At 38.2% G+C, this 15,249-nt stretch carries 12 protein-coding genes; 9 read left to right on the top strand and 3 right to left on the bottom strand.

Annotated features, from left to right (window positions below; translation table 11 throughout):
* Nucleotides 1-142 precede the first annotated feature (142 nt).
* From OZX60_05925 to OZX60_05900, 6 genes are all read left to right on the top strand, one after another.
* Nucleotides 143-2,800, top strand: coding sequence for a valine--tRNA ligase (locus OZX60_05925; protein WEV45893.1), 2,658 nt, complete (start codon nucleotides 143-145; stop codon nucleotides 2,798-2,800).
* A gap of 62 nt (nucleotides 2,801-2,862) precedes the next feature.
* A complete protein-coding gene (locus tag OZX60_05920) occupies nucleotides 2,863-5,748 on the top strand; it encodes a DUF3427 domain-containing protein (GenBank protein ID WEV44968.1) in 2,886 nt (961 codons plus the stop codon).
* Nucleotides 5,749-5,792: 44 nt separating this feature from the next.
* A complete protein-coding gene (locus OZX60_05915; GenBank protein WEV44967.1) occupies nucleotides 5,793-6,317 on the top strand; it encodes an AAA family ATPase in 525 nt (174 codons plus the stop codon).
* Nucleotides 6,318-6,414: 97 nt separating this feature from the next.
* On the top strand, nucleotides 6,415-6,975 hold the full coding sequence (rsmD, locus tag OZX60_05910; protein WEV44966.1) for a 16S rRNA (guanine(966)-N(2))-methyltransferase RsmD: 561 nt from the start codon (nucleotides 6,415-6,417) through the stop codon (nucleotides 6,973-6,975).
* A gap of 2 nt (nucleotides 6,976-6,977) precedes the next feature.
* Nucleotides 6,978-7,478 (top strand): pantetheine-phosphate adenylyltransferase, encoded by a 501-nt coding sequence (coaD, locus tag OZX60_05905; GenBank protein WEV44965.1) that lies wholly within the window; start codon nucleotides 6,978-6,980, stop codon nucleotides 7,476-7,478.
* Nucleotides 7,471-8,568: a PDZ domain-containing protein gene (locus tag OZX60_05900; GenBank protein ID WEV44964.1), complete on the top strand. Its 1,098-nt coding sequence runs from the start codon at nucleotides 7,471-7,473 to the stop codon at nucleotides 8,566-8,568. The genes coaD and OZX60_05900 overlap by 8 nt, the downstream gene beginning before the upstream one ends.
* Before the next feature lie 36 nt (nucleotides 8,569-8,604).
* On the opposite strand, the gene OZX60_05895 is transcribed toward OZX60_05900, so the two are convergent.
* Entirely contained in the window at nucleotides 8,605-8,946 is a 342-nt protein-coding gene (locus tag OZX60_05895; GenBank protein WEV44963.1) for a BlaI/MecI/CopY family transcriptional regulator, read from the bottom strand.
* Nucleotides 8,947-9,601: 655 nt separating this feature from the next.
* Here OZX60_05895 and OZX60_05890 point away from each other — a divergent pair.
* The 3 genes from OZX60_05890 to rlmN all read left to right on the top strand — a co-directional run bounded on the left by OZX60_05890 (nucleotide 9,602) and on the right by rlmN (nucleotide 12,780).
* Nucleotides 9,602-10,945 carry a metallophosphatase gene (locus OZX60_05890; protein ID WEV44962.1) on the top strand — a complete coding sequence of 448 codons (1,344 nt, stop codon included), beginning with the start codon at nucleotides 9,602-9,604 and terminating at the stop codon, nucleotides 10,943-10,945.
* Nucleotides 10,938-11,639 (top strand): YutD family protein, encoded by a 702-nt coding sequence (locus OZX60_05885; GenBank protein WEV44961.1) that lies wholly within the window; start codon nucleotides 10,938-10,940, stop codon nucleotides 11,637-11,639. Before OZX60_05890 ends, OZX60_05885 begins: the two co-directional genes overlap by 8 nt.
* A 70-nt stretch (nucleotides 11,640-11,709) precedes the next feature.
* Nucleotides 11,710-12,780, top strand: coding sequence for a 23S rRNA (adenine(2503)-C(2))-methyltransferase RlmN (rlmN, locus tag OZX60_05880; GenBank protein ID WEV45892.1), 1,071 nt, complete (start codon nucleotides 11,710-11,712; stop codon nucleotides 12,778-12,780).
* A 42-nt stretch (nucleotides 12,781-12,822) separates the two neighbouring features.
* Here the strand turns inward: rlmN and OZX60_05875 are convergent, their stop codons facing one another.
* A complete protein-coding gene (locus tag OZX60_05875) occupies nucleotides 12,823-13,593 on the bottom strand; it encodes a DUF4811 domain-containing protein (GenBank protein WEV44960.1) in 771 nt (256 codons plus the stop codon).
* A complete protein-coding gene (locus OZX60_05870) occupies nucleotides 13,594-15,108 on the bottom strand; it encodes an MDR family MFS transporter (GenBank protein ID WEV44959.1) in 1,515 nt (504 codons plus the stop codon). It abuts the gene before it with no gap.
* Nucleotides 15,109-15,249: the final 141 nt, after the last annotated feature.

Below are 15,249 nucleotides of genomic sequence, written 5' to 3'. Positions count from 1 at the left end.
AGCTTGTGTCTAAATAAGTTAATAAATGAGTGGCAGGAAACTGCAATACAGGTGGTACCGTGCGGAAGCACCCTGACTCGGTTGGGGTGCTTTTTGCTACTCTCAAATACCTGAAAAACTCAAATAAAATATAAGAGGATAAATTATGACTGAACTTTCGACAAAATTCAATCCACAAGAAGTTGAAGCAGGACGCTATGAAAAATGGCTTGAAGCAGACGTCTTCAAACCATCAGGTGACGTGAATGCTGAACCTTACAGCATCGTAATTCCACCACCAAATGTAACAGGTAAGCTCCACCTTGGACATGCCTGGGATACAACCCTACAAGACATGATTATCCGCCAAAAACGGATGCAAGGCTTTGACACTTTATGGCTTCCAGGTATGGACCACGCAGGGATTGCCACTCAGGCCAAAGTTGAAGAACGCCTGCGTGAAGACGGAATTACAAGATATGACCTTGGACGTGAAAAATTCATAGAAAAAGTCTGGGAATGGAAGGATGAATATGCCGCTACCATTAAAGAACAGTGGGGTAAACTAGGACTTTCACTTGACTACTCACGTGAACGTTTTACTTTAGATGCAGGTCTCTCTGAGGCAGTCCGCAAGGTCTTTGTAAATCTTTATAATAAGGGGCTTATTTACCGCGCAGAATACATCATCAATTGGGATCCAGCTGCCCGCACAGCACTTAGCGACATCGAGGTAATCCACAAGGACGTTGAAGGTGCCTTCTACCACATGACCTATGAGCTTGAAAACGGTCAAGGAAGTCTTGAAGTTGCGACAACCCGTCCAGAAACAATGTTTGGGGACGTTGCCGTTGCTGTAAACCCAGAAGACCCTCGCTACAAGGATTTTATTGGACAAAATGTAATCCTACCACTTGTTAATAAGCCAATCCCGATTGTCGGTGACGAGCACGCTGATCCAGAATTTGGAACTGGGGTAGTTAAGATCACACCAGCCCACGACCCTAATGACTTTGAGGTCGGCCGTCGCCACAATCTTCCACAGGTTAATGTTATGAATCCTGATGGAAGTATGAATGAACTTGCAGGAGACTTGGACGGACTTGACCGCTTCGAGGCAAGAAAAGCTGTCATCGAAAAACTAAAAGAGAGCGGAAACCTGGTAAAAATCGAACCGATTGTCCACAGTGTTGGACATTCTGAGCGTACTGGAGTTCCAGTTGAGGCCCGTCTATCAACCCAATGGTTTGTTAAGATGGAAGAACTGGCTGCGAACGCCGTTAAAAATCAGGAAACTGACGACAAGGTTAACTTTTTCCCAGAACGTTTTAACGATACCTTCCTACAATGGATGGACAATGTCCACGACTGGGTAATCTCACGCCAACTTTGGTGGGGTCACCAAATTCCAGCTTGGTACCATAAGGAAACTGGAGAGATGTACGTTGGTATGGAAGCACCAGCTGACGCCGAAAACTGGGAACAAGATCCAGATGTCTTAGACACTTGGTTCTCAAGTGCCCTATGGCCATTTTCAACTATGGGTTGGCCAGATGAAGAGTCTGAAGACTTTAAGCGTTACTTCCCAACTAATACTTTGGTTACAGGTTATGACATCATCTTCTTCTGGGTGAGCCGTATGATCTTCCAGTCTCTTGAGTTTACAGGAAAAGCTCCATTCAAGAACACCCTTATCCACGGACTTATCCGTGATGAGTCAGGCCGTAAGATGTCTAAGTCTCTTGGGAACGGGATTGACCCAATGGATGTTATTGAAAAATACGGGGCAGATGCCCTTCGTTGGTTCCTATCAAACGGATCAGCCCCTGGTCAAGACGTTCGTTTCTCTTATGAGAAGATGGATGCTGCCTGGAACTTCATCAACAAGATCTGGAACGTCAGCCGTTACATCATCATGAACAATGAAGACCTGACAGTTGAAGAGATTGCAGCCAACCTTGAAAAAGTAGCCAACCGCACTGCAGGTAACGTTACTGACCGCTGGATCCTAACTCGCCTGAACGAAACAATTGAAAAAGTTACCGAAAACTTTGACAAGTTTGAGTTTGGTGAAGCTGGTCGCGCCCTTTATAACTTCATCTGGGACGAGTTCGCTGACTGGTACATTGAGCTTACAAAAGAGGTTCTTTACGGGGACAATGAAGAGGAAAAAGAGGTTACAAGAAGCGTCCTAACTCACGTTCTTGACCAAATCCTTCGCCTCCTTCACCCAATCATGCCTTTTGTTACTGAAGAAATCTTCGAAAACATCCCGCACACTGAAGCTACTCTTGTAACTGCTGTCTACCCAACAGTTCGCCCTGAGTTCACAGATGCAGAATCAGCTCATGGGGTTGAGGTTCTTAAAGAGGTTATCAGAAGCGTCCGTAATTCACGTAGTGAGGTTAACGTTGCTCCAAGTAAGCCAATCACCATTTTAATCAAGGCTAAAAACCCTGAAATTGAAGGCTTTTTCAAGGCAAACGAAAACTACCTCCGTCGTTTTACAAACCCTGAAACCCTTGAAATATCGTCTAACTTAGAGGTTCCAGCAAAAGCTATGACTTCAATTCTATCTGACGCTGAAATCTACCTGCCACTGGCTGACCTGATCAACATCGAAGACGAAATTATTCGTCTGAACAAGGAAAAAGACAAGTGGGAAAAAGAGCTTGGCATGGTTTCTAAGAAACTTTCAAACGAGCGCTTTGTGGCCAACGCAAAACCTGAAATCGTCCAAAAGGAAAAAGATAAACAGGCCGACTACCAAAACAAATTTGATACAACTGTAGCCCGCATTGCTGAGCTTGAAAGCCTATAAAACAATAAAAACCCTGGAAATCCAGGGTTTTTTCTTATTTTATTTCTTATTTGTGGATTTTTTTGCTCCTTCTTGTTAAGATAGTAGAGATGGACAATGACTTGAATTTGGGGACTAGTTTTTCTCAGTCAGCTGAAAGAGCTGAATTTGAACCTGCCCTTATTACTAATAAAAAAAATACACACGAGACAGTTCTTGCCAGTCTGCTGGCTGAATTAAGAGACTGTCAAAGTTTTACTATTGCTGTTGCCTTTGTGACCATGTCTGGCCTTGCCATGATAAAAAGTGCCCTTTCAGACTTAAATGATGCTGGAATCCATGGTCGCCTCGTAACATCAACCTACTTGGCCTTTAATAGCCCACAAGTTTTTAGGGAACTTAAAAAAATACCTAATTTGCATGTACGCATAAATCTCCAGGACGGTTTTCATCTGAAGAGCTACAGCTTCGTAAAAGGCAATTGCAATTATAGAAGCTATTTGACTGGCTCATCCAATCTTACTGAGACAGCCTTAAAGACTAATTTAGAGTGGAACACTCTGATCAAAAAAGATGCGAGCAGTGATTTTGCTAGGCAGATGGACCAGTCTTTTGAAGATCTCTGGCAAGAGTCAATTGACTTAGATCAAGACTTTATTGATAGCTATCAAAAAAATTACAAGCCCCTAGAAAAGACTTTGAAATTACCCGCTGAATTACCTGATAGTGAAGTTAAAATCAGCCCTAATGTGATGCAGCTTAGGGCCTTAAAAGGTCTTGAAGATTCACGTTCCAAGGGCCTAAAAAAAGCTCTTTTAATAGCTGCAACAGGAACGGGTAAGACCTACCTTTCTGCCTTTGATTTAGATAAATATAAACCCCGGCGCTTCCTTTTTGTGGTTCATAGGGAACAGATTTTACGGGATGCTATGGCGACCATTCAAAAGCTTGTAGGCGGCCGACCTTCGGATTACGGATTTTACTCTTCTCAGACAAAAGATGTTAATAAACCCTATCTATTTGCGACCGTTCAGTCCTTATCAAAGGGGGAAAATCTTCTTGATTTTACTAGAGATCGTTTTGACTATATTATTATTGATGAAGCCCATAGGGCAGGATCTGATTCCTACTTAAAGGTTCTTGATTATTTTACACCAGACTTTCTTCTAGGAATGACAGCAACCCCTGAAAGAAATGATGATTCCAATATTTTTGAGCTTTTTGACTATAATATTGCCCATGAAATTCGCCTGGAAGATGCCTTGGACCAGGGACTTTTAACACCCTTTCATTATTACGGAGTCTCAGACTATACTTGTGACGGACAGGTGATTGATGAGAAGAGTCCCTTGAAGGATCTTCTAAATGAGGAAAGAATTGACCATATTACTGCAAAATTAGATTATTATGGCAGTTCAGCAGAACAGACTTGTGGATTAATTTTCTGTTCATCAGTCAAGGAAGGTGAGAGCTTAAGTAAGCTTTTAAATATGCGCGGTTACAGGACTTGCGCCCTTTCAGCTAGTGATAGTACTAGTAAGAGGGTTAAAACGGTTGAGGCCCTAGAAAAGGGAGAGCTTGACTATATTATTAGCAGGGATATCTTCAATGAGGGAATTGATATTCCAAAGGTCAATCAGGTGGTCATGCTAAGAAATACTGAATCAAGTATTATCTTTATCCAGCAACTGGGGCGAGGACTTAGACTTTCGCCAACTAAGGATTATGTAGTTGTACTTGATTTTATTGGAAATTATAAAAATAATTATTTGATTCCTATGGCCTTATCAGGTCATAAATCTAGCAGTAAGGATAGTTTGAGGTATGACTTGTTTTCAAGTGACTACACTCCAGGCCTTTCGACCATAAATTTCGAAGAGGTTGCAAGAAAAAGAATTTATGAGTCTATTAATAGTGCCAAGCTAGACAGCATGAAATTCTTGCGGGATGCCTACCTCAATCTCAAAAATAGGGTTGGTCGTATTCCAAAACTTATGGATTTTGAATACTTGGGTGAGGCCAGTACCTATACTCTAGCAACTAGGTATGACACTTATCCAGGGTTTTTAGCCAAGCTTGAACCATCTATTCCTCAATTAAGTTTTGATGAAACAAGTATCCTCCGTTTTATGGGCCGGGAGCTTTTAGCTGGAAAGTCAAAAGGTGAGCTCCTTCTCTTACAATCATTTCTAAGGAAAGATGAGTTAGGAAAAGAAGAATTTTTAGAGGTTTGCGAGCATGAACAGGTCCTGATGGATGATGAAACTTTTAGAACTCTAATTAAGGTTCTAGATATGTCCTTCTGGGTTTCTAACTATGCCAAAACCTATTCTATTCCTTTGATAGATTATAATGACTTAGCAGGAATTATCAGTCCAAGCATTTTTCTTGTAAGTGCCTTGAAAAATCAACTGTTCAGGGAGTCTTTTGAGGATTATTTAACCCTTGCCCTTTATAAAAATAAGGATTTTGACAATAAGAAGGCCTTCACTCCCGCTCAGAAATACGATAAGAGGGATGTTACCCGTTTTCTTAATTTTGACCACCAGGAGGTGGATTTAGCCATTGCAGGTTACAAAATTCGGCCAGATAAGAAAAAAATGATGATCTTTATCACCATGTCAAGAGTTGATGAATTATCAAGTACTCAGACTCTTTATGAGAATAGATTTACCGGAAAAAATAGGATAAATTGGTTTTCCAAGGCCAAAAGGAGTCTTAAAAGTCCTGAAATTGAGGCCCTTTTAAACTATGAGGCTAATGGTCTGGAAATTTACGTTTTCATTAAAAAATCCGATGCTGAAAAGGAAACTAGTTCTTATTTTGTTGGTCAGGCAAGGCCGCTTTTGCAGACAGTTCATGAGTGCCAAATTCCAAGATCAAATGGGCAGTTTGAAAAAGCAGTCGAAATTGATTTTGAATTTATAAGCCCTGTTGATGATGACCTCTTTAGATACCTTACTAGTTAAGGGCCTGGTTAAGTATAGATAGCTTTTTAAGAAGGAGACGATGGATGAAATTAGTTTTATTGGGTCCACCTGGAAGCGGTAAGTCAACTCTAGCCCGTGAGTTAGAAGAGAGCTTAAAAATACCAACCCTTTATTTGGATAGTATTTGGCATAAGACTGATTATTCAAAAGAAGCTGAGCTCTTTTTTCACAGCCAGCAGGAAGCCTTTATAAAAGAGCATGATTCCTGGTTGATTGATGGCAACTATTTGAAAACCTTGGACCTCAGACTAAAAGATGCTGATTTGGTAATTGTTCTAACCTGTCCAAGGTATAAGAGAATGTTTAGAATTATCAGGAGGAGTTTCCGATTTCGAAAATCAAAGGCTACCAGGCCTGATATGCCTGAAAATTTCAGGGAAAAATTTGACCTGGAATACCTGGAATTCTTGAAGATTTCTTTTAATTATGATAAAAAATTGTCGCAAGCCTTGGCCGAAAATAATCTAAAAAATCCTATTATTATTTCTAATTCAGCGGATAAAGAGGCTTTGATGAATAGGCTTAAAGAGCTTAAATCTAGGGAATAACCCTTGTATCAGTGCTTTTTAACTACCTTGATTTTATTCTTTAGTCTTTCTAGTAAATTTTATGGTAAAATAATCCAAAAGAAAGATGGAGATAAAAATGAGAGTAGTAGCAGGTGAATACGGGGGGCGTCCCTTAAAATCTTTAGAAGGAAGGACAACTAGACCGACAACTGACAAGGTTAAAGGTGCAATTTTCAATATGATTGGACCTTACTTTGATGGGGGTCAAGTTTTGGATCTTTTTTCTGGAAGTGGATCCCTTGGAATTGAAGCAATAAGCCGGGGTATGGATCAGGCAACCCTTGTGGAGCGTGATTTTAGGGCCCAAAAGATAATCAGTGAAAATATTAAGATGACCAAGGAGAGTCAGAAGTTTGACCTACTCAAGATGCCAGCTGAAAAGGCTTTGAAGGCTCTAAGCGGGAAGAAAAAATTTGACCTTATCCTTTTGGATCCCCCTTATGCCAAGGAGGAAATCATTCATGATATTGAACTCATTAAAGAACTTGATTTAATAAATGAGGCTGCCCTTATTGTTTGTGAGACTGATAAAAAAGTTGATCTACCAGAAGAGATTGCAGGGCTTGAGCAGATAAAAACCAAGGTTTACGGGATTAGTAAGATTACTATCTATGAAAAAATAACTATGGAAAACTAGCTATGGAAGAGAAGTACATGGATAATAAGAAAATAGGCCTTTTTACAGGATCTTTTGATCCTCTTACAAATGGTCATCTGGACATTATAAAAAGGGCTTCGTGCATCTTTGATACTTTATATGTTGGAATTTTTAATAATGACAGCAAAAATCCCTTTTTTACTACGGAAAAGCGGAAAAAAATGATTGAGCAGGCAACTGACTCTTATGAAAATGTTAAGGTTATTGTTCATGCTCAGGCTTTAACTGCCGAGATTGCAAGAGATTTAGAAGTTACAAGTCTAGTCCGGGGTATTAGAAATAGTATAGATTTAAACTATGAATGTGAGATGGCTTTTTTCAATCATAGGCTTACTGGGGTTGAAACCATTTTTCTACCGGTAAGGGCTGACCTGCAGTATATCAGTAGTAGTAGAATTAAAGAGATTTTCAAGCTTGGAGGAGATGTAAAGCCTTACCTTCCAGATAATATCTTAAAAGAAATGGAGAATACCAATGACTAAAGATAGGGATAAGGATAAGGATCCTTTAATTCAAAAGAAAAAAAAAGCTGGACTTTTTTCATCCATCCACCTAAAAATATTTTTGGTTGGTCTTCTGACTTTGGTTGTTATCTTGCTGCCCCTTCCTGGCTACTATGTAGAGCTACCAGGAACAACTGAGAATCTTTCTTCCATGGTCAAAATAGGTGGACAAAGTAAGGATGAATCAGATGGAAGCTTTAATCTAACAACTGTTGCCATTGGCCGGGCCAATCTTCTAAGTGTAGCCGAGTCCAAGTTCAATAGTTTTATAAGCATCTATAGTTCCAAGGAACTTATGGGGGGTTCAAGTGATGAAGACTATAACCGCATGAATCTCTTTTACATGGAAAATGCCCAAAATACAGCTATTTACGAGGCCTTTAAATTGGCTGATAAACCTTTTGATCTTAAGTACATGGGAGTTTATGTCTTAGAAGTTACAGATAATTCGACCTTTAAAAATGTTCTTCATGTTGCAGATACCTTAACCCAAGTAGATGGTAAGACCTTTGAATCATCCAAGGATTTGATGGATTATGTTGGTCAAAAGTCAGTTGATGATCAGGTTGAGATAACCTTTCTTGATAGCGGAGTTCAAAAAACAGCTACTGGAAAGATTATCAAACTCAGCAACGGAAAAAATGGGATTGGGATTAGCCTAGTTGATAAGACAGAAGTTAAGAGTGATCCAGAAGTTACGATTGATGCAGGATCAATTGGAGGACCTAGTGCGGGACTAATGTTCACCCTGGAAATTTATGAACAGTTAACGGGTGAAGATTTAAGGCATGGTCAAAAGATTGCAGGGACTGGAACCATAGAGCGAGATGGTACTGTTGGTCGCATTGGTGGTATTGATAAGAAGATTGCTACGGCAAGTAAAAGTGGTGCTAAAATCTTTTTCGCACCAGATGATGAAATTACCGATGATATGAAAAAGGCTGATCCAAGTATTAAAACTAATTATGAAGAAGCCCTAGCAGCCGCTAAAAAATTAAAGACAGACATGAAAATTATTCCGGTAAAAAATGTAAATGATGCTCTAACTTATCTGAGAGAAAATAAATAAAACCTGCCCCCTAATGGGGACAGGTTTTTTTATATATTAACCAATGATTTCTTTAATTTCTGCAGTTTTAGCAGCGCGGTCGCTAACATTTTCAAGAACAAGTGATACAAGTTTAGTAGCATCAAGTCCTTTGTATTGGCGAAGAACAAATTCTTCTTGAGAGATAGTTGGAACGTAAGTACGAGTAAGTACAGTACCTGAGTAAGTGATTCCATCAACTACAACAAGTTCCTTTTTAAGAAGTTTTTTAAGAGTGCTTTGGATAGTACTCATAACAAGAACTGGCTCAGCTTCAAGGATGTCTTTTGAAGTCATTGGGATGTCTTTGTTCCAAAGGATGTCTAGGATTTCTAATTCTTTAGGATTGATTTTTTGCATTTCTATACCTCTAAGTTTTATTTTATTAATCTTTTTATATTATGACGACTGATGTATGTAATAGTATAACATATTAATCTTCAAAACATTTAAATAAACTAACATTTTTATAAAATGATATTTATTTTTACTATATTTATTAAGAAAAAATAGAAAAGTGACTTAATTAAACACCAGCCTTAGTATTATAGTATTTTTATTCAAAAAAAGGAATATTATTTTAGAAATGAAAATAAAATGTAACATTTAAGGATAATTATTCGTATTTGTCAATAAATTGCTACGGAAAATTATAGGATTTTTTTTGATTAGTAGACAGTTTAAAGGAACTTTTACAAAAGATAGTAGTCCCTCAAAGGCTTTAAAATAAAGGATTTTTTAGGAAACCGCTTGACATATCAACTAGTTTCGGATTTACAAGGAATAAAAAACAATATTACGGAAATTTTTGTTAGTTATTTAACAATCAATGGAAAATATAGAAATTGCATTTTAATTTTTCTAAATATTCGGTAAAACCAAAATATTCACTATCTACAAAAAATTTTATTAATGAATAATTATTAGTTTTGTTGACAAATTGCAAGGAGACCTCCATTAAACTGTAATATCATTTGTGTTATAATTGGGGGGATATCAAAGAAGGAAGGTTACTATGGAACAAATAAAGATTTTACACATAAATGATCTTCATTCGCACTTTGAAAAATTACCAAAAATTGAACGTTTTTTTAGGGATAATAAGGATGATCATACCCTGGCCTTTGATATTGGTGATAATGTAGACCGAAGTCATCCTTTGACTGAGGCAACTTTTGGAAGGGCGAATGTTGATTTTTTAAATCGACTTGGCCTGACCGGAGCTACAATTGGAAATAATGAAGGGCTTAGCCTTGATCATGATGCCTTAAACGCCCTTTATGAGAATGCTAATTTCCCTGTCATCCTATCTAATTTAAAGGAGAAAGGGGAGCTTCCTTTCTGGGCCCAGGACAAATTGATTGTTCAAACAGAATCCGGTTTAAAGATTGGAATCCTGGGTCTGACCTATCCCTATCCCAGGGCTTACAATCCCTTTGGTTGGGAGATTGAAGACCCTCTGGTATCTCTTGAAAGAATGCTTGATGATCTTGATAATCTTAATTGTGATTTTGTAATTTTGCTTAGCCATTTGGGAATAAGATATGATGAAGAGATTGCTGACAAATACAAGGTAGATTTAATCCTTGGGGCTCATACCCACCATGTCTTTGAAGAAGGGGTTGAAAAAAATGGCACCTTGATGGCTGCTGCTGGAAGTTACGGGGAGTACGTTGGCCAAATTATTCTAACCTTTGATGACCATAAAAAGCTTCAAAAGTCCGAAATAATTGCCCTTCCGACTAATATCCTACCTTCACGCAAGTCTGATTTAACTACGACAAATTCCTGGCTCTTAAAGGGTGAAAAGTTGCTTGAGTCAAGAGGAGATATTTCCCTGGGCCAGCAGTTTACAAATGTCAGTCCAACTTATGAGGCCAGCCATTTTATTGGCCAGGTTTTTGCTGATTATGCTAAGGTTCCTGCTGCTATTTTAAATAGTGGTCTTATTGTTTATGACCTACCTGAAAAAATAAGTCCAGCAGAACTTTTGAGAATTTTGCCCCATTCAATGAGACTAGTTAGGTATGAAGTAGAAGGTCAAGCCTTCAAGGAAATTCTTGCTGAGTTAGTTGAAGTAGCAGGACTACTTAAAGGTCAAGCCATTCATGGTATGGGCTTTAGGGGTAAAATATTTGGTGAACTTATCTTCTGCGGAATTGAAAAAACATCTGATGGTGGTTTCTTGTATAATGGTCAAGAAATTAAAGATGATTTAACTTATCAGTTTGCCATGCCAGACCAGTATTATTTCGCCAAGTATTTTCCAAGTTTAAAGAAAAATGGCCGAGCAGAGATTTTATTTCCAAAATTTTTGCGGGAAATTGTTTACACTTATCTAAGGGGAGAAGATGAATAGGAAAGATATACCAGAAGAGATGAAAAATTATAATCGCTTTAAGGGTGAGGCGGTTATTTCAAAAGGTGATGATATTTTAATTGGGGATAAGGTTTTTAAGCTGGTTTACAACTACAAGGAAGCCTATGATTCTGAAAAATTAGCCCAACGATTTTCTGATATCCTAGCTAAATATGACTACATTTTAGGGGACTGGGGTCATGAGCAACTTAGGCTTAAAGGATTTTATTCAAGTTCCCGCAAGAGAATTGCAGATGAGCAAAAAATATCAGCAGTTCAAGATTATTTGGATGAATATTGTAACTACGGGTGTGCCTTTTTTATCATCAAGCGCTTAAGGGCTAGGGAAAAAAATAGGGAGGATCATCCTCTTTATACAGAAATGCAAATCCTAGAGGGTGAAAAATCAGCCAAGAAAGTCCTGGAAACCGAAGGTGTTAAACTTGACCTTCCTAAAAAAGACGCCTTGTTTGCTAAAAATAATAAGAGAATTTCTGAAGACAAGAGAAGGGTTAAAAGTAACCGTAGGACAAGTTCCAAGACAGCCCATACCCAGGAAAGAAAATTCAAGGTTACTGATAAAAAGCATGAGCCAAGTAGAAGAAAGTTGAGTTCTGAAAAAGCTAGCAAAACTAGTAAAAAAGGGAAGCAGACTTTTACAATCATTCAAAAAGATGACCAAGAATCTAAATAAAGCTATTGTCAAGTTCTGAAAAAGATGATAGACTGAGAAATTGACTAAAGATACAAAGGAAAAAATAAAAATAATGAAAAATTCAATCTACGGGCTAACTCGAGCTCAATTAACTGACTGGGTCCTAGAGGCAGGTCAAAAAAAATTCCGTGCCAAGCAAATTTGGGAGTGGCTTTACAGGAAACGTGTTGATGAATTTTCACAAATGACCAATCTTTCTAAGGACTTACTTGAAAAATTGGAAGAGAATTTTGTGATTAATCCACTTGAAGAGAAGGTAATCCAGGAATCAGCTGATGGAACAGTTAAATACTTGTTTGAACTGCCTGATGGTATGTTAATTGAAACAGTCTTAATGCGCCAAAAATATGGTCTTTCAGTTTGTGTAACAACCCAGGTAGGTTGTAACATTGGTTGTACCTTCTGTGCTAGTGGTCTATTGAAAAAACAACGTGACCTTACAGCTGGAGAAATTGTTGCCCAAATCATGTTGGTGCAAAAATACTTCGATAAACGTGGTCAAGATGAACGTGTAAGCCACGTGGTAGTAATGGGTATTGGTGAACCATTTGACAACTATGATAATGTAACAAACTTCCTTTATACCATCAATGATGACAATGGCCTTGCAATTGGAGCTCGTCATATCACTGTATCAACTTCAGGACTTGCACCAAAGATCCGTGAATTTGCCCACAATGGTCTTCAGGTTAACCTTGCAGTTAGTCTTCACGCTCCAAACAATGATGTTCGTACAAGCATCATGCGTATCAACAGAAGTTTTCCAATCGAAAAACTGTTTGAAGCAATTGACTATTACATCGAAGAAACTAACCGCCGTGTAACATTTGAGTACATTATGCTTTCAGGTGTTAATGATAGACGTCACCATGCCCAAGAGCTTGCTGACCTATTAAAGGATAAGAAAAAGTTAGTTTATGTTAACTTAATTCCTTACAACCCAGTAAGTGAACACGACCAATACAGCAGGTCTTCAAAAGAAGATGTCCTAGCCTTCTATGATATTCTTAAGAAGAATGGAATCAACTGTGTTATTCGTCAGGAACATGGAACAGATATCGATGCAGCTTGTGGTCAGCTAAGAAGTAAACAATTAAAGGACGAAAAAGTCCAAGCATAAAAGAAAAAAACTTCAAGATTTCTTGAAGTTTTTTCTTTGTTTTTAATTAAGTCCTTTAAGGGCGGTATTGATTGATTCAACAGCAAGTTTAGTTGCTTCAGTTTTTGTAAATGCTTCAATATCTTCCTTGCTGGCATTTTTATTTTGAGCCATGTATTCTGCAACCTTTGTTTTAATAGCAGTTTCCATGGCAGTTTTTTGAGCAGCCTTTTGCTCATCTGTTACGCTGGCTTGTTTTTCACCAAGTTTTTTAGCCTGATCAGCTGATAGAACTACCCAGCTATCCTTAGGCAAGTTAACAGTTGTCTTCTCAGAGATTAAGTTAATATCCTCATCATCTGTCTTTAATTCAAACAGATTCTTATAGAAATCTGACTTATAAACCCAGTAAGTTTTTTTGGTGACTATATTTGCACTTTTAGCTGAATCTGATAATTCATAGCTAGCAGATTTTTTAACAGAGTTTACGATATCATCTTGATTTGGAACAAAGTGGGCACTGGCCTGTGCATCACTAGCCTGGTCACGAAAGACCATGGCATAATTTCCAGAGTCGCTACCGATTTGGTTAGCAATTAACATATTGGCAGGAGATGAAGTATCACCTGCTGTAAAAATATCACTTGTTTCACTTGTAACAGTTTTTTCTTCCATGCCGTAGTGGTCAGACATATTAAGAGAAAGAAGGCCAACTGCTCCAAAAAGTAAGATTGTTGAAATACTTCCAAGGGTTACTCTTAGGACTTTGTTCTTAAGAACTAGCCAACTTAGGAAGCTTAAAATTGTTAGGGCAACTATAATATAAAGTATCATTTATTTTTCTCCCTCACTATCTGTATTTTTATTTCCTTTTAGGAAGAAGGCAAAGATTAGTCCAATAACCGCAAAACTTAAACCTACAGCAAAGGCTACACGGAAACCGTCCATAGAAGCAATAAGCATTTTATCTGCATACTCCATAGGATTTGCTTCCTTAAGTGAAGATGCTGGTGTATTAGTATTGATAATGTTTTGAGTGATTGAAGTTAGAAGGGCAACAACAACTGATGAAGCAATCTGTCTTAAAGTATTGTTAGCTGCAGTACCGTGGGTTGCTTTTTCAACTGGTAGAGCTGCCATAGCAGATGTTGTAAGAGGCATCATAAGCATGGCAACAGCAAACATCCTAATTCCATATAAGACAACAATCAGGCTAACTGGAGTAGCTTCAGTTAGGAAGACAAATGGTAGGGTACCAAGTCCTAAGATGATGAAACCAAGGAAGGCCATCTTCTTAACTCCAACCTTATTATAAAGGATACCATTTACTGGAGACATTAGACCAATCATAAGGGCACCTGGTAGAAGGGCAAGACCTGAATTTAGAGGTGATAAACCATGTATATTTTGCATATAAGTTGGAAGCATCATCTCAACTCCGAACATGGCCATGGTTGAAAGGATTAATCCAATAGTTGGAATTGTAAATTCTTTAACCTTGAAGACCTTAATATCAAGGAAAGGTTCAGGTAGTTTAAGTTGTCTAAATGCAAAAATTACGAGAAGTAGGACACCACTTGCAATTGGAAGGATAACGCGTGCGAAGTCGCTCCAACCATGTGAGGCAACGTTTGTGAATCCCCAAAGGAAGGCACCGAAACCAACAACTGATAGGATAAGAGACGGGTAGTCCAGTTTAATATTTTTAGTATGGATGATGTCTTTCATCAAGAATGGTGCAAGAACAAGGGCGATACCAATTACAATTGCAGGGATAACGAAGATAGTTCTCCAAGAATTAGAAATTGTTAAACCGAAAATGATATGATCTTTTTCAAGAATCCATCCAGATAGAGTTGGCCCAATGGCTGGTGCCATACCAACTACAAGCCCACTAAGCCCCATGGCAAGTGCGCGTTCTTTAGGAGCAAACATGTTTAATATAACAATTTGCATGAGGGGCATCATAATACCAACTGCAATCGCAGCAAGGACACGTCCGATGATAAAGATCCACCAAGATGAACTATTCTCAGGCGTTAGAGCAGTTGCTAAAATCCCAATTAATAAGGTAGCATAGGCAAAGATATGGAGCCATTTTGTCGATACCTTAGTAGCCAGAAAGGCCGATAATGGAACCATGATTCCATTAGCAAGGAGGAACCAGGTTGTTGCCTGTTGGGCAGTATTTAAGTCGATATCAAAAGCCTTCATTAGGGTAGGTATAGCAGTACCAAGTGAGGTCTGCATAAGGGCCCCCGCAAAAGTCGCAATCAATATCAGGAAGAGAACGCCGTAGCGGTTATATTCTTTTCCATGAATGTCATAATTTTTGTTAGTTTCATTCATTTGATCTGTAAATCCTTTCTTAAAAATTACTTAATAAAACTTTTTAAATTATAGGCCTCTTACAAGTTATTTTCTAGTTCAAAAATCATCAATATGTCTTAAATAAGACATATTATATAAATTTGTGCTAAAATGTGGAGG

The sequence above is a fragment of the Streptococcaceae bacterium ESL0687 genome, assembly GCA_029392475.1.
In the GTDB taxonomy this organism is placed as follows: Bacteria; Bacillota; Bacilli; order Lactobacillales; family Streptococcaceae; genus Floricoccus.
This window is presented reverse-complemented; position numbering and strand designations above follow the sequence as displayed.

Excerpts from the sequence above, each read along its gene's own strand:
- OZX60_05915 (WEV44967.1), top strand. The coding sequence starts at position 5,793 with ATGAAATTAGTTTTATTGGGTCCACCTGGAAGCGGTAAGTCAACTCTA.
- rsmD (WEV44966.1), top strand. The coding sequence starts at position 6,415 with ATGAGAGTAGTAGCAGGTGAATACGGGGGGCGTCCCTTAAAATCTTTA.
- coaD (WEV44965.1), top strand. The coding sequence starts at position 6,978 with ATGGAAGAGAAGTACATGGATAATAAGAAAATAGGCCTTTTTACAGGA.
- OZX60_05900 (WEV44964.1), top strand. The coding sequence starts at position 7,471 with ATGACTAAAGATAGGGATAAGGATAAGGATCCTTTAATTCAAAAGAAA.
- OZX60_05895 (WEV44963.1), bottom strand. The coding sequence starts at position 8,946 with ATGCAAAAAATCAATCCTAAAGAATTAGAAATCCTAGACATCCTTTGG.
- OZX60_05890 (WEV44962.1), top strand. The coding sequence starts at position 9,602 with ATGGAACAAATAAAGATTTTACACATAAATGATCTTCATTCGCACTTT.
- OZX60_05885 (WEV44961.1), top strand. The coding sequence starts at position 10,938 with ATGAATAGGAAAGATATACCAGAAGAGATGAAAAATTATAATCGCTTT.
- OZX60_05875 (WEV44960.1), bottom strand. The coding sequence starts at position 13,593 with ATGATACTTTATATTATAGTTGCCCTAACAATTTTAAGCTTCCTAAGT.
- OZX60_05870 (WEV44959.1), bottom strand. The coding sequence starts at position 15,108 with ATGAATGAAACTAACAAAAATTATGACATTCATGGAAAAGAATATAAC.